The sequence below is a fragment of the Dyella humicola genome (genome assembly GCF_026283945.1).
Lineage (GTDB): Bacteria > Pseudomonadota > Gammaproteobacteria > Xanthomonadales > Rhodanobacteraceae > Dyella > Dyella humicola.
In genome coordinates, this window is sequence record NZ_JAPDPC010000005.1 from 22417 (window position 1) to 44433 (window position 22017).

At 64.6% G+C, this 22017-nt stretch carries 18 protein-coding genes; 8 read left to right on the top strand and 10 right to left on the bottom strand.

Features of this window, described 5'->3' with window-relative positions:
• Positions 1-43: 43 nt before the first annotated feature.
• Positions 44-829: a 3-hydroxybutyrate dehydrogenase gene (locus tag OUZ30_RS19585; RefSeq protein WP_266152096.1), complete on the bottom strand. Its 786-nt coding sequence runs from the start codon at positions 827-829 to the stop codon at positions 44-46.
• 112 nt (positions 830-941) lie between these two features.
• Complete coding sequence (gene speA / locus OUZ30_RS19590; RefSeq protein ID WP_266184143.1) at positions 942-2831, bottom strand: biosynthetic arginine decarboxylase; 1890 nt, start codon at positions 2829-2831, stop codon at positions 942-944.
• Positions 2832-3123: 292 nt separating this feature from the next.
• On the opposite strand from speA, the gene speE reads away from it, so the two are divergent.
• Positions 3124-3978 (top strand): polyamine aminopropyltransferase, encoded by an 855-nt coding sequence (gene speE / locus OUZ30_RS19595; protein WP_266184144.1) that lies wholly within the window; start codon positions 3124-3126, stop codon positions 3976-3978.
• 96 nt (positions 3979-4074) lie between these two features.
• Here the strand turns inward: speE and OUZ30_RS19600 are convergent, their stop codons facing one another.
• The gene (locus OUZ30_RS19600; RefSeq protein WP_266184145.1) at positions 4075-4275 is read right to left on the bottom strand and encodes an antitermination protein NusB; all 201 of its coding nucleotides are present in this window, start codon (positions 4273-4275) and stop codon (positions 4075-4077) included.
• Between the two features lie 166 nt (positions 4276-4441).
• Here OUZ30_RS19600 and OUZ30_RS19605 point away from each other — a divergent pair, with 166 nt between their 5' ends.
• From OUZ30_RS19605 to OUZ30_RS19625, 5 genes are all read left to right on the top strand, one after another.
• Positions 4442-5473: a hypothetical protein gene (locus tag OUZ30_RS19605; protein WP_266184146.1), complete on the top strand. Its 1032-nt coding sequence runs from the start codon at positions 4442-4444 to the stop codon at positions 5471-5473.
• Positions 5474-5654: 181 nt separating this feature from the next.
• Positions 5655-6287 carry a ParA family protein gene (locus OUZ30_RS19610; RefSeq protein WP_266184148.1) on the top strand — a complete coding sequence of 211 codons (633 nt, stop codon included), beginning with the start codon at positions 5655-5657 and terminating at the stop codon, positions 6285-6287.
• 43 nt (positions 6288-6330) lie between these two features.
• The gene (locus tag OUZ30_RS19615; protein ID WP_266184149.1) at positions 6331-6804 is read left to right on the top strand and encodes a SixA phosphatase family protein; all 474 of its coding nucleotides are present in this window, start codon (positions 6331-6333) and stop codon (positions 6802-6804) included.
• Between the two features lie 17 nt (positions 6805-6821).
• On the top strand, positions 6822-7367 hold the full coding sequence (locus OUZ30_RS19620) for a YceI family protein (protein ID WP_266184150.1): 546 nt from the start codon (positions 6822-6824) through the stop codon (positions 7365-7367).
• Positions 7368-7389: 22 nt separating this feature from the next.
• Positions 7390-9261: a phospholipase D-like domain-containing protein gene (locus OUZ30_RS19625; protein WP_266184151.1), complete on the top strand. Its 1872-nt coding sequence runs from the start codon at positions 7390-7392 to the stop codon at positions 9259-9261.
• 24 nt (positions 9262-9285) lie between these two features.
• Here the strand turns inward: OUZ30_RS19625 and OUZ30_RS19630 are convergent, their stop codons facing one another.
• Together OUZ30_RS19630 and OUZ30_RS19635 are read right to left on the bottom strand one after the other, a co-directional pair.
• Positions 9286-9816, bottom strand: coding sequence for an energy transducer TonB (locus tag OUZ30_RS19630; protein WP_266184152.1), 531 nt, complete (start codon positions 9814-9816; stop codon positions 9286-9288).
• A gap of 24 nt (positions 9817-9840) precedes the next feature.
• Complete coding sequence (locus OUZ30_RS19635; RefSeq protein ID WP_266184153.1) at positions 9841-11124, bottom strand: acetyl-CoA C-acetyltransferase; 1284 nt, start codon at positions 11122-11124, stop codon at positions 9841-9843.
• Positions 11125-11242: 118 nt separating this feature from the next.
• On the opposite strand from OUZ30_RS19635, the gene OUZ30_RS19640 reads away from it, so the two are divergent.
• Complete coding sequence (locus OUZ30_RS19640) at positions 11243-12379, top strand: hypothetical protein (RefSeq protein ID WP_266184154.1); 1137 nt, start codon at positions 11243-11245, stop codon at positions 12377-12379.
• A gap of 135 nt (positions 12380-12514) precedes the next feature.
• Positions 12515-14980: a sensor domain-containing protein gene (locus tag OUZ30_RS19645; RefSeq protein ID WP_266184155.1), complete on the top strand. Its 2466-nt coding sequence runs from the start codon at positions 12515-12517 to the stop codon at positions 14978-14980.
• Between the two features lie 5 nt (positions 14981-14985).
• On the opposite strand, the gene OUZ30_RS19650 is transcribed toward OUZ30_RS19645, so the two are convergent.
• The 5 genes from OUZ30_RS19650 to OUZ30_RS19670 form a co-directional block, all read right to left on the bottom strand.
• Complete coding sequence (locus OUZ30_RS19650; RefSeq protein WP_266184156.1) at positions 14986-15447, bottom strand: GNAT family N-acetyltransferase; 462 nt, start codon at positions 15445-15447, stop codon at positions 14986-14988.
• Positions 15448-15456: 9 nt separating this feature from the next.
• Positions 15457-16860, bottom strand: a complete 1404-nt coding sequence (ntrC, locus tag OUZ30_RS19655; RefSeq protein WP_283256162.1) for a nitrogen regulation protein NR(I) — start codon at positions 16858-16860, stop codon at positions 15457-15459.
• Positions 16847-17857, bottom strand: coding sequence for a two-component system sensor histidine kinase NtrB (locus OUZ30_RS19660; RefSeq protein ID WP_266184158.1), 1011 nt, complete (start codon positions 17855-17857; stop codon positions 16847-16849). Before OUZ30_RS19660 ends, ntrC begins: the two co-directional genes overlap by 14 nt.
• 156 nt (positions 17858-18013) lie before the next feature.
• Positions 18014-18289 (bottom strand): hypothetical protein, encoded by a 276-nt coding sequence (locus OUZ30_RS19665; RefSeq protein WP_266184159.1) that lies wholly within the window; start codon positions 18287-18289, stop codon positions 18014-18016.
• A 321-nt stretch (positions 18290-18610) separates the two neighbouring features.
• Positions 18611-21838, bottom strand: a complete 3228-nt coding sequence (locus OUZ30_RS19670) for an ESPR-type extended signal peptide-containing protein (protein ID WP_266184161.1) — start codon at positions 21836-21838, stop codon at positions 18611-18613.
• Positions 21839-22017 lie beyond the last annotated feature (179 nt).

A 22017-nucleotide genomic window follows, 5' to 3' on the forward strand; every position in this document is an offset into this window, starting at 1 on the left:
ATCTTCGGCCTCTCCATGCGGGCCGCATGCGACGCGCCATCCGCTACTGCATATACCAGCCGTGGCTGACCACGATGGATTGCCCGGTCAGCGCGGCCGAGGGGAAGGTAGCGAGATACAGCGCGGTCTGCGCAATGTCCTCGACGGTGGTGAACACGCCATCCACGGTGTCCTTGAGCATCACGTTCTTGATCACGTCGGCCTCGCTGATACCCAGCTCCTTGGCCTGTTCCGGAATCTGCTTCTCCACCAGCGGCGTGCGCACGAAGCCGGGGCAGATCACATGCGAGCGAACGTTGTGCGCCGCGCCTTCTTTCGCCAGCGTGCGCGCGAGGCCGAGCAAGCCGTGCTTGGCGGTGACGTAGGCCGATTTCAGTTTGGACGCTTCGTGCGAATGCACCGAACCCATATAGATCACGATGCCGCCGCGGTCGTCCTTGTACATATGCTGCAGCGCGGCCTTGGTGGTGAGGAAGCCGCCATCGAGATGGATGGCCAGCATTTTCTTCCAGTCGGCGAAGGCGAACTGCTCGATCGGATTGATGATCTGCACGCCAGCGTTGGAAATAAGAATATCCAGATGGCCAAACGCGGCGACGACCTTGTCGGTGCCTGCATTGACGGCGGCCTCATCGGTTACGTCCATGGCAATGCCGATCGCCTTGCCGCCGGCTGCCTTGATCTCGTTCGCCGTGGCGTCTGCCGCCTGCTGGTTGATGTCGGCGATGGCGACCGCCGCACCGTTCTTCGCATACAACTCGGCGATCGCCTTGCCGAGGCCACTGGCCGCGCCAGTGATGAGTGCCACCTTGCCGTCGAGACTTGCCATAACCACTCCTGTGCTGATGGGGAACGGGGAAGCTTGAACAGTTGCCGTTGTGCGACCAGCCCTTGTCGAGCGACTCAGGCTGGCACGCGTCACAGGGCGGCGGCTTGAAGGTTTAGCGCACGCCCTCGGACAGGTAGGTATAGCCGGTCAAACCTTCGTTGAGCGTGACGAAGAGCTGGTCGGCCGCGTCGCCCTGCACGCCCGCCGCGGCGATGCGCTCACGATAGCTGCGACGCAGGACTTCGAGGTCGTAGCCGACGTAATCGAGCATCAGATCGGTGGTGTCGCCGCGACGCTTGTGCGCAAAGACATACGAGTCGCCTTCCACGCGCACGTTCACCGCATCGGTGTCCCCGAACAGGTTGTGGATGTCGCCCAGCGTCTCCTGGTAGGCACCCACCATGAAGATGCCGAGGCGATAGCTTTCGTTGTCCTTCAGCGCATGCAGCGGCAGACTTACGTCCACGCCTTCGGCGTCGACGTAATGATCGATACGACCATCCGAATCGCAGGTAAGATCGACGATGACGCCGCGGCGGGTGGGCTCTTCGTCCAGTCGTGCAATTGGTGCGATCGGGAAGATCTGCTCGATCGCCCAGATATCCGGCACCGATTCGAACACCGAGAAATTGACGAAGTATTTGTCGACCAGTTTCTCATCCAGCTCGTCCAGCGCCTGGCGATGCGAACGCTCGGCCGGCAGCAGGCGCAGGCGCACCGCATTGGCGATGGCGTAGTACATGTCGTCCAGCCGCGCGCGGTCGTCCAAGGTGAGCTGGCCTAGCGCGTACAAGGTCTGGCCTTCGACGAGGTGATGCTGCGCTTCGTGGAACAGCTCAAGCGCGGGACGCGCATCGAGTTCTGCCCAGGTCTCGCGCAGGCGACGCAACACGGCGGGTTCAGCCTCGTGTGCCGCAGGAATGTTGCCGGCGGGCACCGGCTCCACCTCGGTCACGTTCACCACCATCACGGCGTGATGCGCGGTCATCGCGCGGCCGGCCTCGGTGATGATGTGCGGCGCCGGCAGGTTTTCTTCGACCACCGCCTCGGCCAGCGACTGCACGATGGTCGCCGCGTATTGTTCGATCGAATAATTGATGGAGTTGTGGCTGCGCGAGCGCGAGCCTTCGTAGTCCACGCCCAGGCCACCGCCGACGTCGACGATCTCCAGCGGCACGCCCATGCGCTTGAGCTCCACGAAGTAACGTGTCGCCTCACGCATGCCCGAGGCGATGTCGCGCACGTTGGAAATCTGCGAGCCCATGTGGAAGTGCTGCAGCTTCAGCGTGTGCTTGAGGCCGGCCTGGTCCAGGCGCTCCACCAGGGTCAGCACCTGGCTGGGCGAGAGGCCGAACTTGCCCTTGTCGCCGCCGGTGTTCTGCCATTTGCCGGCGCCGATCGAGGCGAGCCGCACTCGTACACCGAGCAGCGGCTCGACGTTGAGCGCCTTCGCTTCGCTGAACACATGGTCCAGCTCGGACAGTTTCTCGATCACGATGTGCACGCGCAGGCCGAGCTTGAGGCCAATCAGCGCCAGGCGCACGTACTCGCGGTCCTTGTAACCATTGCAGATGACGATGCTGCCGGGACGAGCCATGGCCAGCACGGCCATCAGCTCGGGCTTGGAGCCGGCTTCGAGGCCAAAGCCATGTTCGCCCGCCGCCACCAGCTCGCCGGCCACGCCACGCTGCTGGTTCACCTTGATCGGATAGACGGCCGTGTAGCCGCCCGCATAGCTCCATTCGCCGATGGCCTTGGCGAACGCGTCCTGCAGGCGCTTCAGACGATCAGCCAGGATGTCGGGGAAGCGCACAAGCAACGGCAGGCGCAAGCCTTCAGCGCGGGCGCGGTCGACGATGGCCGGCAGCGACAGCGCCGGGCCGTGGGCGCCGTGGGGGCGCATGACGATATGACCTGCTGCATCCACGTCCACATAGCCGTCGCCCCAATGCGGGACGGCGTAGGTGTGGCGGGCAGCATCAATGTTCCAGTGCTTCGACATGGAGGGCTCCTTGTACAACGGGCGTGTGACACCCTAAACATGTCGTCGCAGCGGCGAGCCTTGACGCTCTTGCTCGGTGAGAGCACGAAGTCAGCCGGCCGGAAGCCTCGCACGCCGCGGGGCCGGATTGACTTGGCGGGCCGCTGGCGGAATCGCGTGACGGGCCGGACGGGTATTGTAACGGCCTGCTGTGACAATGTGCCTGCGGCGGTTTCCCGCGTTGGCGCCCAGTGGATGCCATTGCGGCTACAATCTGCGGCCTTTAAACCCTCAAGATTTCTCAGGATTCGCCATGTCGCAGCAGCTCACCTGGTTCACCGAAGCCCACCAGGCCTCCGGCTCTTCCATCGGATATCGCGTGGAGAAGCTGCTTCATGCCGAGAAGACCCCGTTCCAGACCATCGAGATCTACCAGACCACCGACTGGGGCAACCTGATGGTCATCGACGGCTGCGTGATGCTGACCAGCCGCGACAACTTCCTCTATCACGAGATGATGACCCACCCGGCGCTGTTCACCCATGCGCGCGCCAAGCGCGTGGTGATCATTGGCGGCGGCGACTGCGGCACGCTGCGCGAAGTGCTCAAGCACGAGGAAGTGGAGTCGGCCGTGCAGGTCGAGATCGACGAGCGCGTCACTCGCCTGGCCGAGCAGTATTTTCCGGAACTGTGCGAGTCCAACCATGACCCGCGCGCCGAGCTGCTGTTCATCGACGGCATCAAGTACATGGCTGAGGCCGAGCCGGAGTCGCTGGACCTGATCATCGTCGACTCGACCGATCCGGTGGGTCCGGCCGAGGGTCTGTTCAATGCCGCGTTCTATGCCAGCTGTTACAAGGCCCTGCGCCACGGCGGCATCCTGGTGCAGCAGAGCGAATCGCCGCTGGTCCACCTGGAGCTGATCAAGTCGATGCGCTCCGCCATGCGTACGGCCGGCTTCAGCGCCGTGAAGACGTTGCCGTTCCCGCAGCCCTGCTACCCCACCGGCTGGTGGAGCTGCACCATGGTGCGCAAGGGCGGCGACCTGGCTGGATTCCGCGAGCGCGGCGCCCTCAGCAAGAACTTCCCCACCCGCTACTACAACGCCGAGATCCATAAGGGCGCGCTGGCCCAGCCAGAATTCATGCGCGAAGCGCTGGGCGAGTAAGCCCCTTTATGTAGGAGCCCACCCACTGGGCGAAACGCCGACAAAGCGACAAGGCCATGGCGCCGTGTCGCGCACTGGGTGCGCTCCTACACAAGATCAAAATAGCGTCGAGCGAACCTTGGGCAGCACCACCAGGAGCAGCGTTGCGAGCGGCCCGATCACCAGCGACAGCAGAAACCACAGCAGGCCACTGCGATTCTTGCCCTGGGCAAGACCCGCATTGATCAGCGCCAGCGTGCCCCAGCCGACAAACCAGGGCGCCGCACGCCCATCGGCCAATATGGAAAGATCATTCACTACCTGTCTCCTGTTTTGCGCAGGATGATAGAGACACCCCGAACGCTGCGAAGCGGCCATGCTAGCAAGCCCAGAGGCATTCTCGCGCCCCGGCCGTACCCCTGAATCAGGCGAGCTTAATGCGGGAACAGTATGCTGACGGCTTCGTTTTGCGAAGGATTACCCGATGCTCGGACAGCGCCTTTTAACGCTCGGCCTGGCTTTTGCCGCCGTTGCGAACCCGGTTTTTGCGGCGCAATCAGCCGCCACGGGCCATTCGGCCGCTTCCACCGACGCCCAGCAGGCCGCACGCCGCAAGGCACTGATCGCCTTCCAGCGTGACCTGGTCAGCGTCATCGCGCCCCAGGCCGAGCCCCTACCGCTGCTCGGTGGCGCCCTGCTGGCGCGGCCTTTGAGCGACCAGCCCGACTTCAACAGCTTCCACAGCCTGATCGAGCGCGCTGCTCAGGCGCCCAATGCCGGCCCCGAGATCAACTGGACCCGGCTGACCGATTGCGACACCAAGGCCGATGCCTGCCCGAATCCCGACGCCCTGGCCAAGCTCGTCGCCCAGGCGCCGGACAACGCCGCAGTGTGGCTGCTGAAGCTTGGGCTCGATAGCCACGACGACAAGGGCGCGGCCGCTCGCGAGGACCTGGCCAAGGCTGCCGCGGCCAAGCTGTACGACGACTACACCGGAGCCAGCCTCAAGGCGTTGGCTACCACGGTCACGCTGCTGCCGCCGCCGCCCGCCGTGATCAACCCGCTATCCGCCACCGGCGCCTCCGGCGTGCAGGTCATGATGGTGTTCGGCCTGGCCAGCACGCAGCCGCAGCCCGGCCTGCAGGCCACCGCACGGCTGTGCGAGGCCGCCGGGGACGACAAGTCGATCAAGGACGACTGCCTCAAGCTGGCCAAGACGCTGGAATGGAGTTCCAGTCCGTTGGCCCGTTCGCTCGGCCTGCATTTGCGCGAGGTCCTGTCGGACGATCCGGCGCAGCAGGAAGACGCCCGCCGCGCCCGCCGCAACCTGGTCTGGCAGGTGCAGAATTTCGGCCAACTCTCCGCGCGCGCCCAGGGCGATTTGGGGCTGGCCCAACATTTGCTGGCGCTGGCGCGCTCCGGCGGCACCGAGATGAGCCTGCTGCTGACCGCGTTGCACGACTTCAATATCAACGTGGATGCACCTGCCGACTGGGAACCGAACAAGTCGAGCTGAGGGCCGGTTCAAGGTCTCTCTTTGGCGACGAGCCCCCTCCCGACCTCCCTGCGACCCCAGGGAGGTCGGGAGGGGGCTCGTGGCGGAGCGGAGCCTTTGAACAGACTCTGAGAAACAGGCTTGCCTCGCCGCCCCACCCTTCGTGTAGGCTGGACCCCAGCTTGGACACAGAGGCAGCATCATGCTGACGGTACTGGTAGCAAGCAGCAAAGGCGGTTGCGGCAAGAGCACGCTGGTGACCCAGCTTGCTTCCCATTGGGCGCAGGATGGCAAGCACACGGCCATCGTCGACGCCGACAGACAGAAGTCCGGCTACCGCTGGGCCGCGCAGCGCCCGGATAACGTTCCCGGGGTGCTGGCACTGGAAGGCGGCCGCAGATCCCTCGAGAAACTCCCCACCGATACCCAGCGCGTGCTCATCGACACGCCTGCCGGATCACAGGAACGGGACCTCGAGCCCTATCTCGAGAAAGCCGACGTGCTGCTGGTGCCGGTGCTGCCGTCAACGTTTGACCTCAATGCCACGTTCGATTTCCTGGAGCATTTGCGGGAGATCAATCGCATCAAGCGTGGCAAGCTACCGGTCGGCCTGGTCGGCAATCGCCTTAAGCCGTGGACGCACGCCAGCCAGGACGCCATGGAGCAACTGGCCGAGCGTTCGCCGTTCCCGATCGTGGCGCAGCTGCGCGACAGCCAGGCGTATGTGTTGCTCACGGCGCTCGGTAAGGGCATCTTTGATTACGCTTCGGAAAACGTTCGGAGTCATCAGGAGGATTGGAAGCACCTCCTGCGCTGGATCAAGCGCCAGCACTGACAGCAGTGCCGCGCGAATGCGGCACGATCTTGGAGTCAAAGCCATGCACGAACTCATCCTGTTACGCCACGCCGAAGCCCAGCCCGCCCAGAACGGCGGGGACGATCAAAGCCGGCGCCTCAGCGGGCGCGGCGAGCAGGAAGCACGGGCCGCCGGCAAGTGGCTGGCCTCCCATGGCATGAAGCCGGACCGCGTACTTTGCTCACCGACCGAGCGCACCCGCGACACCGCCTCGCTGGCCCTGGCCGCGATGAAGCATGCGCCGGAACCCCAATTCACGGACGACATCTACGACGCCACGCCCGGCGAGTTGCTCGCCCTGCTCGATCAACACGGCGATGCCAGCACCTTGATGCTGATCGGCCACAACCCCGGTATCGAACGCTTGGTCGCGCTGCTGGTCGAGGGTCGGTCGGATGAATTCCGTGGCATGCCACCCGCCGGCCTCGCCGTGCTGCACCTCAGCGGCGCGCTGGAACCAGGTAACGCACGACTGGATGCCTTCTGGTCGCCGTGATTTCGCGCTTTCCAGTCTTGCTTGCCGTACTTCTGCTGGCCGCCCTGCCAGTACATGCCGCTGATTACCGTATTGATCCTGCCCGTTCGCACGCCGCCTTCGGCGTGCGGCTGCTTTGGCTGACCCAGGTCACCGGCCGTTTCGAGCAGATCAACGGCGATGTGACCTTGAGTAGCTTGCATGACACCGCCGTGGTCGATGCGGAAATCTCCGTCGACAGCATCCATATGAGCTCGGATCGATTCCGTCGCTGGGTGTTGGCGCCGGAATTCTTCGATGTGACGCACTATCCTGCGATCCACTTCGTCTCCGATCCCATCTCGCTGGCCAAACTGGAAAAAGGCGGCGAGCTGGGTGGTACCTTGACGTTGCGCGGCGTCACTCGTCCGGCGCATTTCGAACTGCTGCCATCGACCTGCCCGCTGAGTGCACCGCAAGAATGCGTCATCTCCGTGCGTGGGACGATCCAGCGCAGCGACTTCGGCATGAATGGACATCGCACGGCGGTGTCGGACCGTGTGGACCTGGGCATGCTGATCAGCCTGGATTACGCCAAGAGATAAGAGCAGCCCGTATCATCGCTGCATGATTCAGCGCGGGATCGCCCTTTCCATTTTGCTCATCGCGATCCTGGTCCTCTCGGGATGCAGCGTGTCGCCCACACGCATCCACCGCGCCGATGCCATCGTCGCCGCCGACATGCAGCACCAACGGGACTGCGACCGCGCCGATCACTGCGCCATCGATTCCCCGCTGCTCGACGCCGCGCACGATGCGCTGGCCAGTTCCACCGAAGCGGAACCTGTCCATGCGGTCACCCTGCTCAATGACAGCGAGGCGGCGATGGTGGCGCGGCTCAACCTGATCCGTGCGGCGAAGCAGTCGATCGATGTACAGACCTACATCTGGGATCAGGACGATGCAGGCCAGCTGGTGCTCTATGAATTGCTGAAGGCCGCACGGCGTGGCGTAAAGGTTCGGATCCTTGCCGACCAGCTGTTTTCGTTCGGCGACCCGGCCCTGCTCGATCGCCTCGCCAGCGCGCATGAAAACCTCGAGGTCCGCCTGTACAACCCGACCTTCCATGAGGCACAGACCTCCGTGGCGGAGTTCACCGCCGGCATCGTCTGTTGTTTCAGGAAGTTCAACCAGCGCATGCACAACAAACTGCTGCTGGTCGACAACGCCATCGGTATCACCGGCGGACGCAACTACCAGGATCGCTATTTCGACTGGGATGCCGATTTCGATTACGTTGATCGCGACGTGATGGTCGGTGGTCCGGCCGCACATGCGATGGCAGCGAGCTTCGAAACGTTCTGGAACCACAAGCGCTCGACGCCACTGACCCACTTGCGCGACGTCAACCGGCGCATTCTCGATGGCGACGGACCGCAGCCCTGGCCAGCACCGCATTATGCGCATCCGCAGCGCGTGGCCCGCGTGCTGGAAGAGGCCGAAGACGGCGAATGGCTGGACGACGCCCTGGTCAGCGAGACCCTGCGCACCGGCCGCGTCGATTACTTCAGCGACCTTCCCGCCAAGACCGAACAGCCGCAGCAACACGATGCACGCGAGTTCACGGCGCATGTGATGCGGCTGGTCGGCGGCGCCCAGCATGAAGTGGTGATGCAGACGCCCTATCTGGTGCTGAGCCAACGCGCGCAGGACATTTTCGCGAAACTACACCAGCGCGAGATCCCGCCGCGCATCGTCGTGTCGACCAATTCGCTGGCCTCGACGGATGCGTTCGCCGTGTATGCCATTTCCTATAAGCACCGAAAACGCTATCTCAAGGACTACGGTTTCGAGATCTACGAAATGAAACCGCGCGCGGCCGGTCCGACCGAAGACAATGCCGAGGCCAGTGAGGACGATGCTCCGCCATCGACCGAACAAGGCGCGCAGGGTAAGGCGGCCCGACGTCGCATTGGTACGGAACGCGGCCTGCTTGGCAGTCATAGCCAGGCCCGGCGAAATCGACCGGCGCCATTGACCGGCGAAGGGCGACGCTTCGGCCTGCATGCCAAATCCATCGTCGTGGACGACGACTTCGCCATGGTCGGCTCGCATAACTTCGACCCGCGCTCGGACCACTACAACACCGAGGCCGGCGTGATCGTCTATGACGCACGCTTTGCCAACGAGTTGCGCGACAGCATCCTGCGCGACACCCAGCCCGAAAACGCGTGGGTCGTCGCACGACGCCAGCAAAGCAGCCTCAGCCTGGCGATCGGCGATATATCCGCCAGCCTGCCCATCTTCGATCTGTGGCCCTACCGCTACGCCACCAGCTACGAGCTCAAGGCCGGCTGCACGCCGATGCGCCCGAGCGACCCCGCCTTCTTCAGCTGCTACACGCCCGTAGGCGACTTCCCCGATGTGGCGACCTCGCCCAAGCTCATCTATACGCGCTTGATCACCGCGTTTGGATCGAGCGCGATGGGCGTGTTGTAGCCAGGTGGTTGCTGCTGGCGCGGCTCAGGGGAGCCGTGCAACAGGGCGGGCTTCATCGGCGAAGTGCATGACCAGGGAACCGTTGAGCCCATCGGGATGGCCCACCGGCACCGCGAAGCGCCACCCCAGCACCGTACGCATGGCGCGCTCATCCAGTACGGCATGACCGCTGGATTCGGCGATCGACGCGTGTTTGACGCGACCTGTGCCGTCGACTGCGAGATGCAACACGACGCGGCCACTGGCCGGCTCCGAGGTGCTCAACCATGCCCCCGGACCCGCCGGCATATCGATGGGCGTCAACGCAGGCAACGGCGTGGGATGCACTGGTTTCGGTGCCGCCTTATGCGGCTTGGCCGCCGCTACGGCATGCCGGGCCTCATGCGCGGGGCGCATATGCCGCGGCACCGGCAGCCGCGCGCGGGCGACATGCGAGGGCCGCCGGACGTTGGGGCCGGGCCAGCGGTCGGTCAGGCTGCTCAGCCATGCCGTGCCGACCACGCCCACGACCAGCACCAGGAGACTCAGGCTGGCGGTAGTGCGCAGTTTCAACACGGACAGGCGGCCGGACCGGGCCGCTCAGCGTTCCAGGATGGCGGTAACGCCCATGCCGCCGGCGGTACAGATGGAGATCAGGCCACGGCCCGAACCCTTCTGTTCCAGCAGCTTGGCCAACGTGGCGACCACGCGCGCGCCGGTGGCGGCAAAGGGATGGCCCGCGGCGAGGCTGGAACCATGCACATTGAGCTTCGCCGGATCGATCGAACCCAGCGGCTGCTCGAGACCGAGGCGCTGCTTGCAGTAATCGGCGCTTTCCCACGCGCGCAGCGTGCACAACACCTGGGCCGCGAACGCTTCGTGGATCTCGTAGTAATCGAAGTCCTGCAGGCTCAATCCATGACGGGCGAGCATGCGCGGCACGGCCACGGTGGGCGCCATCAACAGGCCCTCGCCGTGGACAAAATCCACCGCTGCCACTTCGGCGTCGCGGAAATAAGCCTGGATCCTGAGGCCGCGCTGGGCCGCCCAGTCGTCGCTGGCCAGCAACACCACCGCCGCACCATCGGACAGGCCCGTGGAGTTGCCCGCCGTGAGCGTGCCGTGGCCAGAGGTCTTGTCGAACGCCGGTTTCAGCGAGCCCAGTTTTTCCAGGGTGGAATCCGGACGCAGGAAGCCGTCGCGCTTGAGCCCGCGGAACGGCACCACCAGGTCGTCGAAGAAACCGGCCTCGTAGGCTGCCGCCAGTTTCTGGTGGCTTTCCAAGGCCAGCTGGTCCTGCGGCTGGCGGGCGATATGCCATTCCTTGGCCATCTTCTCGCAGTGATCACCCATCGACATGCCGGTGCGCGGCTCGGCCACGCCGGGGAATGCCGGCTTGAATTCCCTGAACGAGAAACCCTGGGTGGCGGCGCGCAGCTTGTCCTGCCACGACTTGCCCCGGTTGACCGCGAGCAGACGCTTGCGCAGGCGTTCACCGAGCACGATCGGCACATCGCTGGTCGTGTCCGAACCACCGGCAATACCCGCCTCGATCTGCCCGGTGGCGATCTTATTGGCGATGATGATGGCGTTGTCCAGCGAGGTGCCGCAGGCGCGCGCCGTGGTGATGCCCGGCGTGGTCGGGGCCAGCCCGGAGGAAAGCACCGCTTCGCGGGCCAGATTCCACTCGGACGAGTGCTTGATCACCGCGCCCATGGCCACTTCGCCCAGCTCTACGCCGTGCAGGCCATAGCGTTCCACCAGCGACCCAAGCACCTTGACCGACATGCCGAAATTGCCGACATCGGCGTAGGCGGTGTTGTTGCGGCAGAACGGAATGCGTACGCCGCCGATCACACCGACGCGCTTGAGCGTGTTTTCCATGACCAGAACTTGTCCGAAAAAGCCGAGTCATCAAGGCTAACCCGCGCCGCCACCGCACGGAAGCCCAAAAACCGGTGAATGCTAGAATTTGGTTCTTTGCCGTTCGGGTTCGCCAGTCGTGGAAGCACAAACACTCGTCGCCCTGCCCATCGTGCTGGCGCTGGAGCTGCCCCCCGGCGATACGCCGCCCCCCCGGACCTTGAGCCGCGATGAAGCGGCCGAACTGGCCGCGCTGATGGCCGAAGACCTGCATGCGCTGGTGCCCCGGGTCGGCGAGGCTCGTCTCGCGGTGGCTGGGGCGCTGTTCGACGCCGTGGAGCTGCTGCGGCCGGGTTTCCCGGTCTGGGCCACGCTGGACGAGCTGGCCCGCCGCGTACCGCGCGGACATCTGGAAAATGTGGTGGCCTTCGGCACGCATGAAGGCCACATGCCGGCACAGCCACTGGAACCTGAGGCGGCCTTCGCCGATGGCCCCATGCGGCTGCTGCCGATCACCCTGTTGGCCCCTGAGTCGCTGGCCGAAGACTTGTCCGAGAAGCTTGAAGTCGAGCTGGTAGGCCGTGGCGAGGCCGGGCAGCGAACGGCCGACTGGCTCATGCGTACGCTCGGCGTGCAGCTGGAGCACGCCCGCTATCTGAGCCGCAATGACCTGCTGGCGCTGACTTGCGTGCAATACGAGCACGTCAATCTCGCGCCGCTGTGGACTTTGCTGGAGGCCGGTCTACTGACGCCGTATCGAGAAGAGTCCACCCTGAGCGCCCGTGGCCTGAGGATGCGCTACGTCGAAGGCCGCGTAGAAGTGCAGTCCCCGGCGGACTGGTTGCGCAGGCAGGACTCCGACATCAGCCAGCGCGGGCATGACCTAGCCGGCATCGTGTTCGAGCTGCGCCAATACGCCGCCCTGCTGGACGCCCATCGCCTGCCGCTGGTGCTGCCAGGCACCGACGCGGTCGAGCCGACCGCGGGTTATTTGCTTGAAACCTTTGCCGCGGCCGACGCCGTTTACGATGCGCCAGCACTCTACGCGCACGAAGCGCCGGGACTGGGCGTGGTCGCGGTGACCCTGGCGCAACGTGGCGATGGTGGCCGCGCGCGCGTGCTGGCCCATGGTTATCCGTTGCATCCTCGCGCCCTCGGTCCGATGGTGGCGGACCTGTCGGACCGCTACGGCATCGCCTCCGATCTGCATGCTCTTGGTCGCATCCTGCTTGATACGGAAGGCCAGCTGGGCGCACCGGCGGAAAGCTTGCATTGAGCTTGCTCTGCAGGCGAACGCGAGCCCGGTCACAAACACGTCGGGCTTGTCTCACGTGACATCTGCACAGGCGGCCACAGTTGTCGCATGATGCCCCCTGAAGGCGCAGGGGTAGCGCCCGCGGCGACCACAGGCATGCGGCAGACTGATCGCGAATTCGTACCAGCCGGTGGCGCAGCCCAATGGGCCGCGCACGTGGTGCAAGGTGCGCCAGCGCTCATTACCTATATCGATAGCCAGCGGCGCTTCCGTTTCGTGAATGCCACGCACCGGCAATGGCTGAACGTCGATCCCGCGCAGATGATCGGGCGCACGGTGGACGAGGTGCTCGATCCCTGGAGCATGCAGCGCGCCGGTTCGTGCCTGACCCAGGCCCTCGCGGGTGAGGCGGCGGTTTACGAAGGTGAGTTGTTCAGCGGTTCTGCGCGCTGCTATGTGCACGGCAATTTCCAGCCCGACCTGGACGACGACGGTCAGGTGCGAGGCGTGTTCACGGTGTTCATCGACATCACCGAGCGCCACGCGCTGGAAACCCAGCTGCGCGAGAGCGAGCAGCGCTTCTATGGTGCCTTTCAACACGCCTCGATCGGCATGGCGCTGGTCGCACCCGGTGGTCACCTGCTGCGCGTGAACGACGCGCTGTGCCAGATGCTCGGTTACAGCGAAGAAGAGCTGCTTTCAAAGACGATCATCGATATCACCCACACCGACGACCTGGCGGCGAGTCGCCTGCTGGCCAGCGAACTGTTGGAGGGCAAGCGCGAGAACTACCAGCTCGAAAAGCGCTATTTCCATCGCGACGGCCACACCGTGCACGTGCAGCTGAGTGTCTCGCTCGTGCGCACTTGGGATGGCTCGCCGTATCACGTCGTGGCGCAGATCCAGGACATCAGCCAGCGCAAGGCTTACGAAGAAGCGCTGTTCCGCGAACGCGAGCTGGCCGAAGTCACCCTGCGCTCGATCGGCGACGCCGTCATCACCACCGATCTGCAACATCGGGTGACATCGCTCAATCCGATCGCCGAGGCGATGACCGGTTGGACCCATGCCGAAGCCATCGGGCGACCCATGAGCGAGGTGTTCAAGCTGATCGACAGCCGCACGCGCGAACCGCTGCATAACCCGTTGCTGGATGCCATTGCGCGCGATGCCATCGTCGAGCTGAAGGACGGCGCGGTGCTGCTGCATCGCAATGGCTTCGAGACTCCCATCGAAGACTCGGCCGCTTCGATCCATGACCATGCCGGCAGCGTGATTGGCGGCGTCCTGGTCTTCCACGACGTGAGCGAAACGCGCGCGCTGGCGTTGAAGATGGCGCACCTTGCCCAGCACGACACGCTCACCGGGTTGCCCAACCGCAGCTTGTTGCAATCGCGGTTGGAACAGGTGCTGGCGGCCGCGAAGCGCCGCAACGACCAGGCCGCGTTGCTGCATATCGACATCGACCACTTCAAGCAGGTCAACGACACGCTTGGCCATACCGCGGGCGATACCTTGCTACGTGCGTTCGCCGCCCACCTGCGTAACAGCCTGCGTAACGAGGACACCGTCAGCCGGGTGGGCGGCGATGAATTCGTCGTGCTGCTGTCGCACGTGGACGGGCGCATCGGCGCGAGCCGGCTGTGCGAGAAGCTGATGCGCGAGTGGCAGGCATCCAACGCTGGCAAGCTGGCCGAGCTGACGATCAATTTCAGCGTCGGCATCAGTGTTTTTCCGGATGATGCGCCAGATGCCGAGTCCATGCTGCGCAACGCCGACGTGGCCATGTACGAAGTAAAGATGCAGGGCAGTAACGGCTACCGCTTCTTCACGCCGTCCATGAGCGAACGCTCCGCGGCTCGCCTGCGCATCGAACAGGAACTGCGCAAGGCGCTGCGCCACGGCGATTTTCGCTTGCACTACCAACCGAAAGTGGATGCGCACAGCGGCGCCATCGTCGGCGCAGAGGCCTTGCTTCGCTGGCAGGTCGATGGGCACGACGTCTACGCGCCCGACGAGTTCATTCCGGTGGCCGAGGAAACCGGCTTGATCGTACCCCTCGGCGAATGGGTGATGCGCGAGGCCTGCCGCCAGGCCGGCGAATGGCACAGCCAAGGTCGACCCATCGTCGTGGCGATGAACGTGTCCGCTCCGCAATTCCAGCATCCGGGCTTTCACGCCGCGCTGCAGGCGTCGCTGACGGAAGCCAAGCTGCCGCCTTCGCTGATCGAGCTGGAGCTGACCGAACGCATGGTGATGTCGGCGGGCGACCAGAGTCGCGCGCTGATGCAACGGATCAAGGAGCTCGGCGTGAGCCTCGCGCTTGATGACTTCGGCACCGGCTATTGCAGTCTGTCGTACTTGAAGTACTTCCCCATCGACGCACTGAAGATCGATCGCACTTTTGTGCGCGATATCGCGACGGACGCCGACAACGCCGCCATCACCGACGCGATCATCGCCATGGCACGTGGACTGGGTATGACCGTGGTAGCCGAAGGCGTTGAGACCCGCGAGCAAGCCGATCACCTTCGCCGTGCCGGCTGCTCGCTGCTACAGGGTTTTCTGTTCGGATCGGCGCAAGCAGCCGAGGATTTCGGACGGGATCTGCTGCCCGCCTGACGTCGTCACGATGACGCAGCGAATTCCGTTTCGTACATGAAGTAATGGCAACGATCCATGCCTAAGCCTGCGTACGTATGCTGCGCGCGTTCGTTTTCGGTTTCCACGTAAAGGCGCAAGCCCACGGCACGGGCCTCGCGCGCCCGTTGCTCGGTGTTCGCGTAGAGACTGCGGAACACGCCCGCGCGACGGGCTTCCGCCACCACGTACACGCTCTGTATCCACCAGAAATCGCCCGCGCGCCAATCGCTCCATTCGTACGTGACGAGCAGGCAGCCTGCGGGAGTACCGTTGTGTTCCGCGAGCAGATAGAAACCTCGCCTCGGTTCATCGAACACGGCTGTCACGCCGCGTTCGAGTACCACGAGATCAAGTGCCTTTTGCTCGGTTTCCCACGCCATGGCGGCGTTCCACTGCACCAGATGGGGAATGTCGGATCGTTCGGCGGGCCGAATCGTGACGGTCATGCGGATCACTCAAGATGGGGTGGAGCGTCGCTTGCGCGAGGCTCCCAGTTTGCGGGTCAGGGTATTGCGGCCTACGCCGAGCGCAGCAGCCGCGTGTTGACGATGTCCATCGTGCGCCGCCAGCGCGGCCTGCAGCAGGGTCTGGTCGAGCGCCTCGCGGGCACGCGTGTGGATGTCCAGTTCGCCGTCCGCGATCGCCTGGGCCGCCCATTCGCGCAGTGCATCGGTCCACCCACCGGCCGCCGGCACGGCGACGGATGAGCCGAGATCGGCTGGCAGAATTTCCGCCCCCGCGGCGATCACCGCCAGGCGGCGGCACAAGTTTTCCAGCTCACGCACATTGCCGGGGAAGTCCCGTTGGGCAATCGCCTTGAGCGCAGCCTTGGAAAAGCGCTTGGGCGGCAGCCTCAGTTCCTGCGCCGCCGCGGCGAGGAAATGCTGCGCAAGCAGGGAAATATCGGTGCGACGTTCACGCAACGGAGGCAGTTCGATGCGTACCACGTCGAGACGATGCTTGAGGTCGGGACGAAACTGGCCGGCGGCGACGCGTACATCCAGGTCCTGGTGTGTCGCGGCAATGATGCGCACATTGCCACGCATCAATTCGCGCCCACCGACGCGATAGAACTCCCCGCCCGCCAGCACGCGCAGCAGCCGCGTCTGCAAGGCCAGCGGCATGTCGCCGATTTCATCGAGAAACAGCGTGCCGCCCTCGGCCTGCTCAAAACGGCCCGCGTGGCGACGTGTGGCACCGGTGAAGGCGCCCGCTTCGTGGCCAAACAACTCGCTTTCCAACAATTCGCTGGGGATGGCGGCAGTGTTGAGCGCCACGAATGGCTTGCCGCGGCGCGCACTTTCTTCGTGCAGCGCGCGCGCCACCAGCTCCTTGCCGGTGCCTGTCTCGCCGGTGATCAGCACGTTGAGATCACTGGCCGCGACCCGACCGATCAGGCGAAACACCTCGCGCATCGCCGCACTCTCACCGAGTAGCGCATGCGCTGGAACCGCTTCGACCACCGGCGCCGATGCGGTCACCGGGACATCCGCCAGTGCGCGCTGCACGGCGGCGACCGCCTGATCGAGATCGAAAGGTTTAGCCAGATAGTCCACCGCGCCGGCACGATACGCAGCAGCCGTGGTGGCGACGTCGGTGTAAGCACTCATCACGATCACCGGCCCCACGCCCTGCGCCTTCAGTGCGGAGAGCAAGGCAAGTCCACCTTCACCGGGCATGCGCACGTCGGTCAACAGCAGGGCCGGACGCGCTTCGCGCAAGGCGGCCCGCACCTCTTCGCCCGTGCTGAATTCGCGCACGACCAGGCCCGCATCGCGCAGCGCCTCCGCCAGCACAAAACGCACGCCGCGATCGTCATCGGCAATCCAGATGTCAGGGCGGGACTCATTCATGTGCATGGCCCATCGGCAAATACAGGGAAAACACCGTCTCACCGGGACGGCTGACATGACGCAGTTCGCCACCGTGCTCACGCGCAATCTCGCGCGCCAGCGCCAGACCCAGGCCGCTGCCGTCTGCGCGGCCGGATACCAGGGGTTCGAACAAGGTGTCGCGCAAGCTCGTGGGCACGCCCGGACCATCGTCGATCACGTCCACTCGCAGTGACATGCGCGCCATGCGCTCACCCAGGCGCACGGCGGGTTCCGCGCGCGTGCGGAAGACGATCGTCTGTGCGCCCGCCTCGATAGCGTTGCGCGCGAGATTGAGCAGCAGCTGCAGCAGACGATCGGCGTCGCCATAAACGTCCGGCAGGCTAGGATCGTAATCGTGCCGCAGCGCGGGTGCGGACGGCTCGGCCAGCAACAGATCGCCCAGTCGCTCCAGTCGCTCGTGGATATTCACGGGCCCCAATTGCACGGCACCACCGTGCCGCAACAACCGGTTGGCCAACGCGGCCAGCCGATCGGCCTCGGCGATGACCAGCCCCGCGAGCGAACGCAGATCTTCGTCATCCACCCGCCGATGCAACAGTTGCGCGGCGCCGCGCAAGCCCGCCAAGGGGTTCTTCACCTCGTGCGCAAAGCCGCGCAGGGTGGCCGACAGCGGCGTATCCGATGATGCCGGTGGCGCCAGCGCATGCACTTCGAGCAACAGTTCGCCGCTCGACAGCGGCTGCATCGAGACGTCCATGCGCCCCGCGTCACCTCGAACGGAAGGCACCTCGATGCCACGCAATTGCAGCGGCGATGGTTCAAGCAAGGCGCGCTCCGCCAGCGCCATCCATTCCGGCCGATGCAGCAGCACCGCCAGGGACTGTCCCACCGCGCTGCGCGGGCCAATCGCCAGCAACTCGGCCAGCGCCGGATTCACCCACAACAGGCGCAGTTGCGCATCCGCCAGCGCGACCCCCGTCGCCAGCGGCTCGGCCCAACCACGCGATGTCGCACCATTCATTGCACCATCATGGACAATGCGCCGTCATGGTGCAACGTTGAATGTGCATCAAAGCTCGTTGATCGGCCCTTGTGGTTCCGACGGCATAACCCGTTTCGCGCTGGCAGCTACGTGCCTCAGCTCTTTGCAGAGTCGGCTCTGGGTCGAAAGCGGGTGTTAGCCCGGGAAGCTGGTCACGATGCCGGCGGAAAGGACAAAGGCCCATATGGCCACGAGCGACCAGCAAAAGAAGCTCCGGAACCTGAGCCCTTCATGGGTCAGGAGGCGCTCGATAAAGAGCGCATTCAAGGGATTGCCTAAGGTAAGGCGCGCGTAATCGGGCTCGGACTGCTCTCTGTACTTTGCGCCACGCACAACAAAGACGATCAAGAACGTGAACACACAGGCAAAGGTCGAGACCAATCCCCCCAAAAGAAGATACGCAGCAATCATTGGTACACCTCAGGGGTTTCCCCATTACATCAAGAACAACGTCGAATATTTGAAGCGTCCGCTTCGGGTTGCGGATTCAGCCGGTGGATGCAAGGAATTGGCGGAATTGCCAACAGAGGCTGTCGGTCCAGTCATACCTCGTCGGCTGTTGAGCTTTCGCCTTCGAGCAAAGGAAAAGGAAGCAGCGGACTAGATGCTTGGCCAGGGCGATACCTATCGAAGCAAGAAAGAAGCCCGCCGCTTGGCGGCCTTCTTTCGAGTTGCTTGCGGAATGGGCCGACACAGCAGACGCCATGCCGGCCACACGCCTCATTCAGGTAGTTACAGATCCACGCCGAAGCCGGCACCCACGGACGTCTGCGAGCCACTGGCCGTGGCACCGACGCTGACGTGCATGCGGCTACCCAGCGGTGCGGCATAGCCCACCGAGATGGCCGAGCGCCCCGATTGTTCGCCCACACCGGCCGCAAGGCGGCCGTTGCCGGTGGCGCCCGCCGCATTGATCGCCATCTGCGTCGACGCGGCACTCATGGCACCGTCCTCATTGATGCGCTTGTCGACCTGCTGGAACTTGTCGTTCAACTGGCTTTGCGCGTTGACCAGCGCGCTATCGGTATAGGCCTTGGCCGTCGACAGCGTCTGCTGGGCGTTGGTGTCGGTGTAGTTCTTGGCCGTGGTCAGTGCCGCGTTGACCTGGCTGCTGACCTGGCCCACGTTGGCCGCATCGGTCGCGTTCACGCCAGCGGCGACATTGGTGATCTGGCGCTGGTTGGTGGCCGAGCCGACGGACACCGTGTTGGCGACGTTGGCGACCGAGCCCTGGCCCAGGGCCACGGCATTGGCGGCCGTCACCGACGAGCCCTGACCGATGGCCGTACCCGAGGGTGCGGTGACGGATGCGCTTTCACCGACGGCCACGGCATTGGTCGCCGTCGCGGCGATGACCGTGTTGGCACCGACGGCCGTGCTGCCATCCGCATTCACCTTGGCGTTGCCGCCTAACGCGGTGTCATTGGGACCGGCGGCATAGCTGCTGCCACCGATAGCGGTGCCCATCGCACCGCCGGTCTTGGCACTGTTGCCGATCGCCACATCACCCGAGTTGGCCTGCACCGACGCGTCGCCATTGCCGTCGACAGCGATGGTCGTCGGCATCGCTGTGCCGGCAACGGTCTGCTGCAGATTCGTGATGGTGCCCTGCACGGTGCTCATCTCGCCGTTGAGCGTGGTGATCGCCTGCGCGTCCTGATTCTCCAGCGTGCTCAACGCACTGAGCTGGCTCATGTTCACCGCGTCGGTGTTGGCGACGCCGGCGGCAACGTTGTGGATCATCGTGCCGTTGGCTCCTCCCATCGTGACGCTGTCCATGCCTGCCGTGTCGTAGTTCACTGCCATGGCGCTGACCTGCGCCATACCCGTGGAGACCACCGAGGTGAGCTGGCTGAGATTCACCGCGTCAGTGGCCTGGGTGCCGGCTGCGACGTTGGACAACTTCACGGGCGTCGTGCCGTTGCCCAGGGTCACGCCGGTATGCGTGCCGTCGGTGTACATGACCGCGTTGCCGAGGGTCTGGTTGGTCGCATACAGCTGCGAACCGTTCACCGCATCGGTGCTGGTCGCGGTGAGCTGGCCGGCGGTCACGTTGGTGATGCGACTCGTGAACGCAGTGCCACCCGTGGTGCCGTCATTACCCACCGACACGGTGTTGCTGGTAGACGCGCGCGCATTGGCGCCCAGCGCGACCGCGTTGCTGGCCGAGGCGATCGCGCCATAGCCCAAGGCGGTCTCGTTGGTGTTGGGCGTTGTCGCCCCGGTCGGCGTCGTCACTTTGGCGGTGGCACCCAACGCGACCGAATTGTTGGCCGAGTCGATCGCGCCGTAGCCCAAGGCGGTCTCGTAGCTGTTCGGCGATGTCGCTCCTGACAAGGTCTGCGCTTGCGCGGTGCCGCCCAACGCGACCGAATAATTGGCCGAGGTTTTCGAGGAGTTGCCCACGGCAACCGCGGAGGTGACCTGGGTGGTCGACGAGCTCGGAGTCGCCACGCTCGCCGAGTAGCCAATCGCCACAGAATTGCTCGGCATTAAGCTGGCCGGGGAGGTTGGATTGCTGCCATAGGCACCGTAATTGTAGACGCTGGCGTTATAGCCAAGCGCCACGTCATTGTTGCCTGCTACAGCGCTGTAGCCCAGCGCCGTAGCGTTATTCGTTACAGCAGCACCGTAACCAATCGCCGTACCGTAGTTGTAGCCGTGGTCGTTCCCCGCTGAATCCACGTACACGCCGTTCTGCGACCAGCCACCTACAGCGACTACTTGTTGGCCAGTGGCTAGTGCGTCGTAACCGACGGCCATGGAGTAATTGCCGGATACGCTGGACGCCGTGCCTACCGCGAGACCATATCTACCAGTGCTCACTGCCTGGAAACCAACGGCGACCGCCATGTTTGCAGCGGCTACGGCGTTGTAACCGACCGCGGTGGCGCCCGCATTGGGAGTGAAGGCATAGGTACCGATCGCCGTTGCCTGGTTGCCCACGGCAGACGATGAGTAGCCGATACTAATCGATTGCCCACCGCTGACAGACGCGGTGTCACCGATAGCAACCGAACTCCCACCGGCGGCGGACGAGGTATAGCCGATGGCAACCGAACTCGTACCGGCGGAGGACGCGGCATAGCCGATAGCCACGGACACATCGCCCGTAGCAACGGCCCCGTAGCCGTTGGCGACGCTGGCGACGCCCTGCGCCAACGAGGCAACCCCCAAGGCCATGCCGTAATCGCCGGTGGCCGTGGAGGAATTGCCGATGGCCACGGCATTCGTACCACTCGCCTGGGTGGAAACGCCAAGGGCGATAGAGCCATGGCCCGAAGCCACCGCACTCGGACCGATGGCCGTGGCGAGATCACCCGAGGCGGCCGCCGCCTGCGGGTTGCCGGATGCGTCGTAAACGTCCGGGTTATTGTTCGCGTCCACCGCGACCCCACCCAGCGCCACGGCGCTTCGGCCCGTAGCCTGTGCGTTGGCGCCGAGAGCGATGGCGTTCCAGTTCGTAGCGCCCGCACCGTAGCCGATCGCGGTCGCGTAGTCGGCGCCGGTGTAGGCGCTATGGCCGAAGGCCGCTGAGCCAACGCCCGCCGCCATCGAGTTGCCGCCCACCGCGGTGCTGTAGTCGTCCACGGCGAAGCTGTTGTAGCCCAGGGCTGTGCTTTCGGTGCCCATCGCGGTGCTCAGCGCACCACCGGCGACACTGTTGGTGCCGAGTGACAGTGCGTTGTCGCTGCCGTCAGCGGCGCCGTCGGCCGAGAAATAAATGGCCCCGGGCGTGGTGGGATCAGGCGAGGAGGTTAGCGGCTGCACTTGTTGCGAAGTATCGGCGGCCATCGCGGACGTGCCCGAAAGCGCCATGCCGATGGCCAGCGACAGCGCCGCCACGCCGGATCGCACGCACTTCGCGCGGCCGCCCTTGCCGTTGGCCTTGGCCAACTCGCTGGCAACCACGGTGGAGCCCAGCGACTTGCTCCAGATCTTGCTGTGAATCTTGTTCATGGAATTCCCCGGAATGTTGGTTCCGTGTGCATGGCCTTGGTCGCCGTCAATCGGAGGCGGAACGCGTCATGCAACGGTTATCGGACGTCTTGACGTCCAAAAGAAATGAGATGAGAAGTCAGCGACCTCCCTGACTTGGGGACAAGACGTCCCGAGGCGGCTTCCAGAAGCCACCCAAG

Bases quoted from the DNA above. Each gene is read 5' to 3' on its own strand.
- OUZ30_RS19610 (WP_266184148.1), top strand. From the start codon at position 5,655: ATGCTGACGGTACTGGTAGCAAGCAGCAAAGGCGGTTGCGGCAAGAGC.
- OUZ30_RS19645 (WP_266184155.1), top strand. From the start codon at position 12,515: ATGCGGCAGACTGATCGCGAATTCGTACCAGCCGGTGGCGCAGCCCAA.
- speE (WP_266184144.1), top strand. From the start codon at position 3,124: ATGTCGCAGCAGCTCACCTGGTTCACCGAAGCCCACCAGGCCTCCGGC.
- OUZ30_RS19670 (WP_266184161.1), bottom strand. From the start codon at position 21,838: ATGAACAAGATTCACAGCAAGATCTGGAGCAAGTCGCTGGGCTCCACC.
- OUZ30_RS19635 (WP_266184153.1), bottom strand. From the start codon at position 11,124: ATGGAAAACACGCTCAAGCGCGTCGGTGTGATCGGCGGCGTACGCATT.
- OUZ30_RS19605 (WP_266184146.1), top strand. From the start codon at position 4,442: ATGCTCGGACAGCGCCTTTTAACGCTCGGCCTGGCTTTTGCCGCCGTT.
- OUZ30_RS19665 (WP_266184159.1), bottom strand. From the start codon at position 18,289: ATGATTGCTGCGTATCTTCTTTTGGGGGGATTGGTCTCGACCTTTGCC.
- OUZ30_RS19625 (WP_266184151.1), top strand. From the start codon at position 7,390: ATGATTCAGCGCGGGATCGCCCTTTCCATTTTGCTCATCGCGATCCTG.
- ntrC (WP_283256162.1), bottom strand. From the start codon at position 16,860: ATGCACATGAATGAGTCCCGCCCTGACATCTGGATTGCCGATGACGAT.
- speA (WP_266184143.1), bottom strand. From the start codon at position 2,831: ATGTCGAAGCACTGGAACATTGATGCTGCCCGCCACACCTACGCCGTC.
- OUZ30_RS19660 (WP_266184158.1), bottom strand. From the start codon at position 17,857: ATGAATGGTGCGACATCGCGTGGTTGGGCCGAGCCGCTGGCGACGGGG.
- OUZ30_RS19650 (WP_266184156.1), bottom strand. From the start codon at position 15,447: ATGACCGTCACGATTCGGCCCGCCGAACGATCCGACATTCCCCATCTG.
- OUZ30_RS19615 (WP_266184149.1), top strand. From the start codon at position 6,331: ATGCACGAACTCATCCTGTTACGCCACGCCGAAGCCCAGCCCGCCCAG.
- OUZ30_RS19585 (WP_266152096.1), bottom strand. From the start codon at position 829: ATGGCAAGTCTCGACGGCAAGGTGGCACTCATCACTGGCGCGGCCAGT.